General features: G+C 67.7%; 11 protein-coding genes. 8 read left to right on the top strand and 3 right to left on the bottom strand.

From position 1 onward, the window contains the following. The first annotated feature begins 195 nt into the window (after window positions 1–195). Both OHA18_RS34370 and OHA18_RS34365 read left to right on the top strand, forming a co-directional pair. A complete protein-coding gene (locus OHA18_RS34370; protein WP_328999520.1) occupies window positions 196–1,287 on the top strand; it encodes a sensor histidine kinase in 1,092 nt (363 codons plus the stop codon). Window positions 1,288–1,292: 5 nt separating this feature from the next. Then, a complete protein-coding gene (locus tag OHA18_RS34365) occupies window positions 1,293–1,865 on the top strand; it encodes a redoxin domain-containing protein (protein WP_328999519.1) in 573 nt (190 codons plus the stop codon). 216 nt (window positions 1,866–2,081) lie between these two features. Here the strand turns inward: OHA18_RS34365 and OHA18_RS34360 are convergent, their stop codons facing one another. Next, window positions 2,082–2,870 carry a nuclear transport factor 2 family protein gene (locus tag OHA18_RS34360; protein WP_328999518.1) on the bottom strand — a complete coding sequence of 263 codons (789 nt, stop codon included), beginning with the start codon at window positions 2,868–2,870 and terminating at the stop codon, window positions 2,082–2,084. 3 nt (window positions 2,871–2,873) lie between these two features. Continuing rightward, window positions 2,874–3,695: a deoxyribonuclease IV gene (locus tag OHA18_RS34355; RefSeq protein WP_328999517.1), complete on the bottom strand. Its 822-nt coding sequence runs from the start codon at window positions 3,693–3,695 to the stop codon at window positions 2,874–2,876. Window positions 3,696–3,753: 58 nt separating this feature from the next. Between OHA18_RS34355 and OHA18_RS34350 the strand changes: the two genes are divergently transcribed. Beyond that, entirely contained in the window at window positions 3,754–4,323 is a 570-nt protein-coding gene (locus OHA18_RS34350) for a TetR/AcrR family transcriptional regulator (protein ID WP_328999516.1), read from the top strand. Window positions 4,324–4,386: 63 nt separating this feature from the next. On the opposite strand, the gene OHA18_RS34345 is transcribed toward OHA18_RS34350, so the two are convergent. Continuing rightward, window positions 4,387–4,806 carry an RNHCP domain-containing protein gene (locus OHA18_RS34345; protein ID WP_328999515.1) on the bottom strand — a complete coding sequence of 140 codons (420 nt, stop codon included), beginning with the start codon at window positions 4,804–4,806 and terminating at the stop codon, window positions 4,387–4,389. 276 nt (window positions 4,807–5,082) lie between these two features. Here OHA18_RS34345 and rph point away from each other — a divergent pair, with 276 nt between their 5' ends. The 5 genes from rph (at window position 5,083) to OHA18_RS34320 (ending at window position 11,992) form a co-directional block, all read left to right on the top strand. Then, the gene (gene rph, locus OHA18_RS34340; protein WP_328999514.1) at window positions 5,083–7,647 is read left to right on the top strand and encodes a rifamycin-inactivating phosphotransferase; all 2,565 of its coding nucleotides are present in this window, start codon (window positions 5,083–5,085) and stop codon (window positions 7,645–7,647) included. Between the two features lie 78 nt (window positions 7,648–7,725). Beyond that, the gene (locus OHA18_RS34335) at window positions 7,726–8,460 is read left to right on the top strand and encodes a Type 1 glutamine amidotransferase-like domain-containing protein (protein WP_328999513.1); all 735 of its coding nucleotides are present in this window, start codon (window positions 7,726–7,728) and stop codon (window positions 8,458–8,460) included. A 280-nt stretch (window positions 8,461–8,740) separates the two neighbouring features. Further along, entirely contained in the window at window positions 8,741–10,039 is a 1,299-nt protein-coding gene (locus OHA18_RS34330; RefSeq protein WP_328999512.1) for a globin domain-containing protein, read from the top strand. Between the two features lie 61 nt (window positions 10,040–10,100). Next, window positions 10,101–10,502, top strand: coding sequence for a hypothetical protein (locus tag OHA18_RS34325; protein WP_328999511.1), 402 nt, complete (start codon window positions 10,101–10,103; stop codon window positions 10,500–10,502). After that, on the top strand, window positions 10,499–11,992 hold the full coding sequence (locus tag OHA18_RS34320; protein ID WP_328999510.1) for a nitric oxide synthase oxygenase: 1,494 nt from the start codon (window positions 10,499–10,501) through the stop codon (window positions 11,990–11,992). The genes OHA18_RS34325 and OHA18_RS34320 overlap by 4 nt, the downstream gene beginning before the upstream one ends. The last annotated feature ends 55 nt before the right edge of the window (window positions 11,993–12,047 follow it).

Below are 12,047 nucleotides of genomic sequence, written 5' to 3'. Positions count from 1 at the left end.
ACGGCTACCCCGGTGAATGTACCGAACCAGCCGTGCCAACCTCTGATGATCGCGCTACCTCCGTATGTGCGACCCCCAGTGAAGGCGGCGTGTTGTTGTCGGAGCGTATGGGGTTTTGAATACGCGGACGATATGCACCGCTCAGTAGCGTTGTGTGTGCTCGTGGGGAAGAGGGTTATGGATAGGCAGCCTGGGTTGAGTGTTCGTCTCAAGCTCACTCTGAGCTATGCCGCCTTCCTGACGTTCGCGGGCACCTTGCTGCTCGCGGCGGTGTGGGTGTTCCTGCTGCGGTACGTCCCCGAGCGCGCCGTGCTCGTCGTCCCCGAAGGCACAGGTGACAGCACTGTCTTCCCGGTCCGGTCCCGGCTCCTCGCAGTCTTCGCCCCAAGAGCAGCGGGGGTGTTCGGGTTGCTGCTCGTGTTCGGTCTGCTGGGCGGGTGGATCCTCGCCGGCCGGATGCTCGCGCCGCTGACCCGCATCAACCATGCGACCCGCCTGGCGACGAACGGATCCCTTTCCCACCGGATCGAGCTGGAAGGCCCGACCGATGAGTTCCGCGAACTCGCCGACGGCTTCGACCGGATGCTCGCACAGCTCGAGGCACACGTCGCCGAACAGCAGAGATTCGCCGCCAACGCCTCGCACGAACTGCGTACTCCGCTCGCGATCACGCGGGCCCTCCTCGACGTAGCCATCAACGATCCGGACCGCGACAGCGGCGATCTCGACGTACGCCTCCGCGCGATCAACACCCGAGCCATCGACCTCACCGAGGCACTGCTCGTGCTGAGCCGGGCCGATCAACGCTCCTTCGCCCAGGAACGGGTCGACCTGTCGCTCATCGCGGAAGAGGCCGCGGAGACACTCCTCCCGTTCGCGGAAAAGCAGGGCGTCACCATCGAGACCTCCGGCGAGTTGACCCGTACCACCGGCTCACACGCCCTCCTGCTGCAGCTCGCCACGAACCTCATCCACAACGCGATCGTCCACAACCTTCCCTCCCACGGCACGATCTGCGTCAGGACGACCGCGCAGCCCGGGTACGTCGTACTCACCGTCGAGAACACCGGCCAGATCCTCACCCCACAACTGGTCTCCACCCTGGCCGAACCGTTCCAGCGCGGCCCGCAGCTCGTCCGCAGGCACCACGCGGGGGTCGGTCTGGGTCTGGCCATCGTCAAAAGCATCACGCGAGCGCACAACGGAACCCTCACCCTCACCCCGCGCCCGAGCGGCGGCCTGCACGTCACGATCCAGCTACCAGCCGATCAACCAGGTCTAGAGTGACGAGCATGCGAGCTGACATCGTGCCTGGTGCGGTCTTCCCCGATTACGAGCTGCCGGACCAGGACGACGTACCGCGGAAGCTGAGCGACCTCCAGGGCGAGGATCCGATGATCCTGACGCTCGCTCGCGGGCACTACTGCCCCAAGGAGCATCAGCAGCATCTCGAGCTTGCGGCGTTCTATCCCAAGATCGCCGTCAGCTACACGCAGATCGTGACGATCGCGACCGACGAGCACCACACGTTGCAGGAGTTCCGGGCGTCGGTCGGGGCGCAATGGCCGTTCCTGTCCGATCCCGGGCGGATCGTCCAGCGCGATCTGGACATCCAGGAGTACACCGATCCGGACAACGACCCGATGATCCCGTACACACTCGTCCTCAAGCCCGGACTGGTGGTCCACAGCATCTACAACGGCTACTGGTTCTGGGGACGGCCTTCGATCTCCGAACTCTGGCAGGACCTCCGGGCGCCGAGCAGCGAAGTCCGTCCGGACTGGGACCTGAGCAAGCCGGGACTGCGTGAAGCGTGGGACAGCGGCGACCACAGCGCCTTCCACGGCTGGAACAAGCGCCCCTAGCGCTGCGGCACGAATCGTTCAAGTCCTCGACGCCACCCAGCCAGGGCACGGAGATTTGGAGCGTCTGAGGGGTTGACCCCTCAGATTGCCGGTTGTGCCCCCTGCAGGCGAGGTGTCAACCGACCATCTCCGGGGTCAACCCCTGAGATGGCCCGGCGGGCGCTCGGGGCGGGTCGGCCTGGCAGCGTGACAACCCCAGCCTTTCGGGACGAGGCATTAGCGCGTGATGTCGTCGTACAGCCGGACCGCCGCGAGGAGACCGTCGGCACCGCGCTCGAAGACGGCGAGGCCGGCCTGAGGCGGACCGTCGATGTTGTACTCCAGCGCGCAGTTGGTCCCGTCGTCCGTGGCGGCACACGGCTGTACGTCGATCCCGCCGGCGCTGAGCGATCCGGCGTAGAACGCGCGCAGCTCGGCCGTCCCGCGATGGACGGTGTCCATCGGCTCCTGCAGGTACCCGTCCGGCTCGAAGCTCTTCACGATCGACTCGGCATCACCGCCGGCCAGTGTGTCGAGGTAGCGCGCCACGACGTCCGTCGTCTCGACGGCCCCGGCTTCGAGAACCGGCGGCCGGATGTGGCGCAGCCCGTCGACCGGCCATTGGCTGCAGTACGTGCGGAACTCGACGGACCGCTCGTCCACCGACTGGGCCACCACCGCCACCGGCCAGGCGACCTCGCGACCTTCGTGCAGCACATGGACCAGCAGCTCCACCACCGCACGTCCGCCGACCGTGATCGAGCCGACGACCTTCAACCGCGAATGGTGCGCGGCCATCCACTCCCGGTTGTCGTGGATGAACGTCCGCAACTCCCGATGACCGTGGATCGCTCCGGCCCGTGGGTCATGGACGACCACGTCCCCCGGCCATGCCTTCTCCAGCACACCCGGCCGACCGTCGTACAGCGCCTTCAGGTACTGCGCGACCGGGTCCGCCTGCTCCCGCGCCCGGGCGTCACGACGCGCCAGCTCGATCGCTGTGGAGAACTCCGGGAACCACGGCATGATTCACCGTACGGCAGAGGACCGGCTTGCCGCACGCAAGTCCTTGAGCAAAGCAACGTCACGTGCGTGGGCCGGCGTCTCGACGAGCATCGGCACCCCTTCCAGTGCCGGGACCGACAGCAACGCCTCCAGCCCGGACATCCCGATCGTGCCGCGGCCGAGGGACTCGTGCCGATCGCGGTGTGAGCCGGCCGGATCGCGGCTGTCGTTCACATGGATCAGCCCGATCCGATCCGCCACCTCGCCCACCCCCCGCGCGATCGCCGCGAGGTCCTCACCGGCCGCGTGCAGGTGACAGGTATCGAGGCACAGACCGATGCGGGGGTCATCCAGGGCCATCAGGTACTCGATGCTGCTGTCCAACGTCGACGCCGCGGCCTCCCCGGCACCGGCCGTCGGCTCGATCAGCAGCCGAACCTCCGGCGCGCGATCAACGATGGGTACGACGAGATCGCGCAGACCACCGAGAACCACCGGGCGACGGCCCTTCGTCACCAGCGACCCTGCATGCAGAACCACTGCGGTGGCCCCGAGTGAGGTCGCGCGCTGCATGGTCAGTTCCAGCGCGGCGGCCGAGCGGGTCAGCACCAGCTCCGACGGCGAGCAGAGATTGATCAGGTGCGGCGCGTGCACGACGACCGGAAGGTCCCGCTCGGCGCACGCCGCCCGAAACGCTTCATCGCCCGCCGGATCGGCGGTCGCCGGCACCCAGCTCCGCGGATTGCCGGCGAACAGCTGGATGATCTCGGCGCCGACCTCCGAGGCCTCCCCCAGCCCGGCCTTGACCAGTCCGCCGGCGACCGCAACATGCGAGCCGATCCGCACTTCTCATCTCCTCCGGTCACGTTCTTGACTTCAGAGTACAGAACTCTAGGCTGGGCGGATGGCGAGGCCGATGACGTTCGATACCGACGAGACGATCGACAAGGCGGTCGAGGTCTTCTGGCGGCGTGGCTTCGGCGCGACGACCCCGCAGAACCTGGTCGACGAGCTCGGCATCGGCAAAGGCAGCCTCTACAACACGTTCAAGAGCAAGCACCACCTGTTCCGCCTGGCGATGCATCGCTACAGCGCTCACCGGGCGGCCGACCTGGCTGAGGCTCTCGACGGACCGGGACCGGTGCGACCGAAGGTGCGTGCGGCCATGCAGCGACTCGCTGGAGTGGGCCAGCACGACCTCGGTTGCCTGATCGTCAACTCGGCCGCGGAGCTGGGCAGCTCGGACGCGGTCGTCGCCGAGGTCTCGCAGCAGATGTTCGAGCGGATCGAAGACGCGTTCCGCTCGGCGATCGAACGCGGTCAGGCCACGGGCGAGCTCACCTCCGGCCGCGACCCAGGCGATGCCGCGAGAGCCTTGCTTGCCGTGGTGATCGGCACCAACGTCCTGGCCAAAGGCGGCCGTCCCCCGGCCGAACTCGGCAGCCTGCTCGACGCCGCGCTCGTCATCCTCTGATCCGGCGCCTTCAGCAGCAGGTGCGGACGCCCCGGCGTGACCGGAACGCCCGCCATGCCTCCGTCAGGCCTTGGCCTTGCGTGCCCTCGGCTTGCGGGCCACGGGATGCGAGCCGTCCCCGTTGCCGCTGCCGTTGGCACCGGTTTCGGGCTCGGCGGCGAACGGGATGAACGGCATCGTCAGCGGGAGCGCTGCCAGCCGCATCAGGAGCAGGACATTGTCGTCGCCGGCGGTCTTGTTGAGCCGCAGGCGCCCGCAATTGGTACATCTGTGGATGAGGACCCAGCGACCCTCGCCGCGGACCGTGACCGCGATCGGTTCCATGCCGCCGGAGCAGTCGGCCTTGCGATCACCCGGCACGTTGCGGTCGAGATGACGCGACCACAAGCAGCTCGGGCAATGATTGCGATGGGTGGTTCCAGGGGCGTCGAGGGAGACCTCTACGCCGCAATGTTCACAACTGAACGAACGTGCGAATGCCAAACCGATGAACCTTTCAGAGCGAAGCTGCGGGACAGGACAGACATCGGCTTCCCTCCTTCCGGTTCGCGCCGGCTCGTCCGGCACATCGCTGCTCAGCAGATCAGCAGGCGCGCGGCAGTGTCAATCGAATAACTGTCCGCCGCGGGCAAAAGCAAAGGCAAGGAGAAACATCTCCCTGCCACTTCTAACGTATAGCGCGTGGTGGGGCTTGCCGCAAGCCCCACCTCATGCCGCAGAATCGTCCGCCGTGCCGGAATCTGCGAATCTGGGGGCGCAATGAAATACGTGATCGATCTGAACGAGGCCGACCAGACGCAAGTCGCGCTGGTCGGCGGCAAAGGCGCGCACCTCGGGAAGTTGTCGCGGATCGAAGGCATCCGCGTGCCGCCGGGGTTCTGCGTGACGACAGAAGCCTTCCAGCGGTTCATGACGGAAGCGCCGTCGATCGACGCGCTGCTCGATGAGCTGTCCGGGCTGAACCCGGACGACCGGGAGGGCATCACCACGCTCAGCGCCGAGATCCGCCGGACGCTCGAAGAAGTTGTGATCTCCGATGAGCTCGCCGCGGCGGTCACCGACGCGCTGAGACGCTTCGGCGAGCAGGCGGCGTACGCCGTCCGCTCCAGCGCGACCGCGGAGGACCTGCCGACGGCCTCCTTCGCGGGCCAGCAGGACACTTACCTCAACGTCATCGGACCGACGGCGGTACTGCGGCACGTCGTACGGTGCTGGGCCTCGTTGTTCACCGACCGGGCCGTGACGTACCGCCTGCGGAACCGCTTCGACGACCGCGCGGTCCACATGGCCGTGGTGGTGCAGCAGATGGTGTTCCCGTCGGCGGCGGGCATCCTGTTCACGGCCGACCCGGTCACGGGCAACCGGAAGGTCGCCACCGTGGACGCCGGCTTCGGCCTCGGCGAGGCGCTGGTCTCCGGCCTGGTGAACCCGGATGTCTTCAAGGTTCGCGACGGCGAAATCGCCGCCAAGACGATCGCCGCGAAGCGACTCGCCATCCAGTCCCTGCCGGCGGGCGGGACGGAGGTCCTCGCAGTCGACGAGCAGCGGCAGGAGCAGCCCGCCCTGACGGATCAGCAAGCGGTCCGGCTCGTGCAGCTGGGACGCCGGATCGAGGCGTACTTCGGACGTCCGCAGGACATCGAGTGGTGCCTGGTCGACGACGACTTCCAGATCGTTCAGAGCCGGCCCATCACCACCCTGTTCCCGATCCCCGAGACCGGCGATCAGGAGAACCACGTCTACCTGTCCGTCGGCCACCAGCAGATGATGACCGACGCGATGAAGCCCCTGGGCATCTCCGTGTGGCAGCTGACAGCCATGGGAACGATGCTCCAGGCCGGCGGAAGGCTGTTCGTCGACGCCACCAAGCGCCTGGCCTCGCCGGCTGGTCGCGCGGGCATGCTGGACCTCGCGGGGAGATCCGATCCGCTGCTGAGGGACGCGCTCGAGACCGTCCTCGACAGCGACTTCGTCCCGATGCTCCCCGACTCAGGTCCCGCTGGGCCGCCGGTCCGCGGAGCGGCCCCCTCCCCGATCGAGACCGACCCCGCCATCGTCACCGAGCTGATCGAGCGCAGTCAGGCGTCGGTCGCCGTACTGCGGCGTGAGATCCGCACCAGGACCGGCCCGGCGCTGTTCGAGTTCCTGCTCGAGGCCTTCGACGAGCACAAGCGGGTCCTCAGTGAGCCGCTGAGCATGCAGGCGATCATGGCGGGGATGGAGGCCACCTGGTGGCTCAACGATCACCTGCAGGAATGGCTCGGCGAGAAGAACGCGGCCGACACGCTCACGTTGTCAGCGCCCAACAACGTCACGTCGGAGATGGGACTGGCCCTGCTCGACGTCGCCGACGTGATCCGGCCGCATCCGGAACTGGTGAAGTTCCTGCAAGGCGTCGACAGCGACGACTTCCTGGACGAGCTGCCGAAGTTCGCGAACGGGACCGAGGCACGCGACGCCATCGTGGCCTACCTCGACCGGTACGGCATGCGCTGTGTCGGCGAGATCGACATCACCCGGCCGCGCTGGAGCGAACGCCCGTCCACGCTCGTGCCGCTGATCCTCGACAACATCAAGCTCTTCGAGCCCGGTGCCGCCGAGCAACGCTTCGAGCAAGGACGGCAGGAAGCCTTGCGGAAGCAGGAGGAGCTGCTCGAGCGACTGCGAGCGCTGCCCGACGGCGAGCAGAAGGCCGACGAGACCGAGCGGATGATCGACCGGGTCCGGACCTTCATCGGGTACCGCGAGTATCCGAAGTACAACGTCATCAGCCGGTACTTCGTCTACAAGCAAGCGCTCCTCGACGAGGCCGAGCGCGTCCTGCCGGACAAGGAGGACGTCTTCTACCTCACCTTCGACGAGTTCCGCACCGGTCAGTTCGACGAGGAGCACATCCGGCAACGCAAGGACGCGTTCCGCTCGTACGAGACGCTGCGGCCGCCGCGGGTGCTGACCTCCGACGGCGAGGCGATCAACGGCGCGTACCGGCGGGACGACGTACCGGACGGCGCACTGGTCGGACTCCCGGTTTCCGCGGGGACCGTGGAGGGCAGGGCGCGCGTCATCCTCGACCTGGCGAAGGCCGAGCTCGAGGCGGGCGACATCCTGGTCACGGCGTTCACGGACCCCAGCTGGTCGCCGCTGTTCGTCGGAATCACCGGCCTGGTCACGGAGGTCGGCGGCCTGATGACGCATGGCGCTGTGATCGCCCGGGAGTACGGTCTACCCGCGGTCGTAGGCGTGGAGCAGGCGACACAGCTGATCCAGGACGGCCAGCGGATCCGCGTCCACGGAACCGACGGGTACGTCGAGATACTTTCGTGAACCGAGTTGTCGGATCGGGTCAGCGCCGTTCGTTGCACAGGTGACGACCGTGCTCCCGCACAACCAAGGAAAGGCACCATGAAGCTGCTGCTGACATCCGCCGGCATCCGGAACGCGAGCATCCACGACGCGCTGGTCGAGCTGCTGGGCAAACCGATCTCCGAGTCCAGCGCCCTGTTCATCCCGACCGCGATCTACCCCTTCTCCGGCGGCGCCTACGGCGCGTCCCGAGCGATCATCGGCGAAGCTTCGCCGTCGCTGGCCGGCTTGGGCTGGAAGTCGTTGGGGATCCTCGAACTGTCGGTGCTGCCCAGCATCGACGAGGCCGCCTGGGTGCCGACGGTCCGCGACGCCGACGCGCTGCTGTTCTGGGGCGGCGACCCGCTGTTCCTGGCGAACTGGATGCGGCGCTCCGGCTTGGCCGATCTGCTCCCGACGCTGCGTCCCGAGGCCGTGTACGTCGGGGTGAGCGCCGGCGCCATCGCCGCGACGTCCACTTTCGTGGAGACCTTCTACCAGCCGCCCCGCGCGAGCGACGGGCCGTTGAAGACGGAGAACGTCGTCTTCAGCACACCCAAGGGTGACATCGAGAGCATCCTGGTCACGGGACAAGGCGCGGGCCTCGTCGACTTCGGGGTGATCCCTCACTTCGAGCATCCGGATCATCCGGACGCCTCGGTCGCGAACGCGGAGAAGTGGGCGGCCCGGATCCCAGCACCGACGTACGCCATCGACGACGAGAGCGCGCTCAAGGTCACCGACGGCGGCGTCGAGGTCGTCTCCGAGGGGCAGTGGAAACTGTTCGGTCCCTAGCCTGATGGTTGCTGCAGGCAACTTCGACGACGACCGGATCTCCTTGTAGGTCAAGCGATTGACACTCTACCTCCCTCGACGTATTCGAGACGATTGAGTCCGATTCGCCGTTTCAACCCGTTCGGTCCGGGTAAGTCGGTGGAGCACGTACCACTGACTCGGGGACTGGATTGGGAGGGCACCCTTGTCGCAGTACCCGTCGGCCCGCGCCGCCGACGTCCGCGAGCACATGTCCGTTCTATCCGAGGAGCTGCCGTTCCGAGCCGGATAGTCAAGTCTCATGGATGCATACGCCCTACAACGCAGCTGGGACCAGGTGTCGACGTACGGAGACCAGGTAGCCCTGTACTTCTACTCGCACATCTTCGTGTCTCACCCCGAGGTACGGACGATGTTCCCGCTCTCGATGTCCAACCAGCGGGACAAGTTCGTCAGCGCCCTCGGCCGGATCGTCAGCCATGCCGACCAGCTGGAGAACGATGCGAGCTTCCTGCAGCATCTCGGCCGCGACCACCGCAAGTACGCCGTCGTGGCCGCGCACTACAACGCTGTCGGCGCCTCGCTGTGCGCCACCCTGCAGCATTTCCTCGGGCCTGAATGGGACGAGGACCTCGCCGCGCACTGGACGGCGGCGTACCAGGTCGTGGCGCGGATCATGGTCGAGGCAGCCGAGACCTCCGAGGAGTCCAGCCCCGACTGGTGGGACGCCGACGTACTCTCGGTCGAACGGCGAACCATGGACCTGACCCTGCTAAAGGTCCAGCCGCGGCGCCCGTACCAGTTCCGCCCCGGCCAGTCGGTGTCGATGGAGATACCGCAACGGCCCAGGATGTGGCGGTACTTCAGCCCGGCCAACGCACCACGCCCGGATGGTTCGATCGATCTGCACGTGCAGCAGATCGATGGTGGCCAGGTGAGCCCGGCCGTGGTCCGCTCGCTGAGGGCCGGCGACACCGTGAAGCTGGGCGCCCCGGTCGGCGAGCGGCTGACCCGGCGCGAAGGTGACGGCCGGGAACTGCTGATGGTCGCCGGCGGGACCGGTCTCGCTCCGCTCCTGGCGGTCCTCGAGCAGGTCGACAACGAGTGGCAACGCACGGGCAACGGACCTCTGGTCCACCTGCTCCACGGTGTCCGCTTGCCCTGGCACCTGTACGACCGGCCCCGGCTGCGAGAGCTGGCCGCGAAACGGTCCTGGTTCGACTACACCGAAGTCGTGTCCGACGACGGGTCCTACCCCGGGACCCGCGGGAAGGTCGGCACGGTCGCTGCCAAGCAGCTGCTGTATGGACGGACGGCGATGGTCTGCGGCGGCCCGCAGATGGTCGCCCACACGCTCGAGCAGCTGGCCACCGCCGGCATGCAGCCGGAGCACATCAAGTACGAGCACTTCTACTACGCCGCCGCGGGCGAGCACACCCTGCCGGCGCTTCCAGGTCAGGAGACACCAAGTGAACAACAGCCGCCGCCACGGCTCACCGCGTTATCAGACCGCCCGGGCGATCCGGGCCGAGAAGTTCCAGCGCCGGATACGGGGTCTCGACGCGGACAAGGTCTACGGATTCCTCGATCTGCTGGCTGACCAGGTCCAGGCCACGGAGCGCGAGCTCAGCGAGAGCCGGGCCAAGAACGAGCGTCTCCAGGTGGAGCTGCAGCGCGGGCAGGCCGAGCTGCAGCGCGTCCAGGCGGAGCTGGACCAGTACGAGCAGGCCGGCGACCGCGTGAACGACCAGGTCGTGCAGATGTTCAGCCAGGCACAGCTCGTCGTCGAGGAGATGGTCCAGGACGTCAGCCGCGACGCGCGCGAGCGCATCGGTCAGGCGCGCGCCCACGAGCGCAAGATCGTCGCCGACGCGATGGACACGGCCGGCCAGCAGGTGCGTTCGTACGCCAAGACCGCGCAGGCGCAGATGCAGTCGATCGTGGACTCGTTCGCCACCGAGGTCGACCATCTCGGGGACACCCAGCTGCCCGGCGACGCGGGTCCGGACCCGCTGCCGAACGGCAGGAGCGACTGGCAGATCCGGCGACCTGGCACGCCATGAACCCCCTGCAGCCCTCCTGCCCCGCCCACACCATCCAGCCGGCCCGCCGGCATCTCGTCCTCCCGCTCACAGTCGTCGTCCTGACGGTGTCCGGTGCCGCCGTCGGCGCGATCGAACTCGGCTGGATCACGCCGACCGGCGGCCCCGCTGTCGCAGTACTGAGCCTGGCCCTGCTCTTCCTGGCCGCGCAGATCTGCGCCCGCCGGATCGTTGCGATCCACGCGGGTGAACAGCTGCTCCAGGTCGGGCCGTGGCGCAAGACGCCGCGCACCGGCCGGCGGGCGTCACCAGGTCCCGGGAGGATCCGGGCCCGGCCGATGCATCCGGTCAACCGGCCATCGCCGGAGCAGAGTCCGGACAGCTCGGACACCGAGAAGGTCCGGGCCGCCGCCAAGGAGTTCCTCGACCTCTTCCATGCCGAAAACCCCCAGACCGGCTGGATGGGGCCGCGGATCGCCGCGGTGATGCGCGAGATCGACCTGACCGGGACCTATTGGCACACCCCCGAGGAGCTCGCGTTCGGCGCCCGCGTCGCCTGGCGCAACAACGCACGGTGCATCGGCCGGCTGTACTGGCACAGCCTGCAGGTCCGCGACCTGCGGACGATCTCCGACGCCGGCGGTGTCGCCGCGCACTGCTTCGACCACCTCCGCGCGGCGCACAACGGCGGCAAGATCCGCCCGATGATCAGCGTGTTCGCTCCTGAGGCGCCGTCCCGTCCCGCACCCAGGATCTGGAGCGAGCAGCTCGTCCGGTACGCCGGCTACGAGCAGCCGGACGGCCGTGTGCTCGGCGATCCCCGGTACGTCGCTTTCACCAGCGAACTCATCCGCCGCGGCTGGCGTCCGCCCGACGTCCCGGGAGCCTTCGACGTACTCCCGCTCGTCGTGGAGACCGTCGACGAGGGAATGCGGATGTTCCAGCTCCCCGACCAGGCGGTCCACGAGGTCCCGCTCGAGCACCCGGAGCTGCCGTGGTTCGCCGACCTCGGCATCCGGTGGCACGCGGTCCCGGTGATCAGCAACAACCGTCTCGAGATCGGCGGCATCTCCTACCCGACCGCCCCGTTCAACGGCTGGTACATGGGCACCGAGATCGGCGCCCGCAACCTCGGCGACACCGACCGCTACGCCATGGTCCCGGAGGTCGCGGAACGGATGGGCCTGGACACCTCCGACGAGGCGACGCTGTGGCGGGACCAGGCCTTGGTCGAGATCAATCGCGCTGTGCTGCACTCGTTCAACCGGAACGGTGTCACCATCACCGACCACCACACCGAGTCGCGCCGATTCCTCATCCACGTGGACCGCGAGGAACGCGCAGGCCGCCGGTGCCCCGCCGACTGGAGCTGGATCGTCCCACCCTTGTCCAGCTCCCAGACCCCCGTCTTCCACCGCTACTACAACGCCGAAACCCAACTCCCCAACTTCTTCACCGACCCCGAGGCGACTCACCGCTCCCTGTACGGCGCTCCCCCGGCCTTCCACTAAGGATTGCCTGGAGTTGACCGGCTTCATGCCTTGACGAGCAGTTCTGCGCAATGGC

The organism is Kribbella sp. NBC_00709, assembly GCF_036226565.1.
Classification (GTDB): domain Bacteria; phylum Actinomycetota; class Actinomycetes; order Propionibacteriales; family Kribbellaceae; genus Kribbella.
This window is presented reverse-complemented; position numbering and strand designations above follow the sequence as displayed.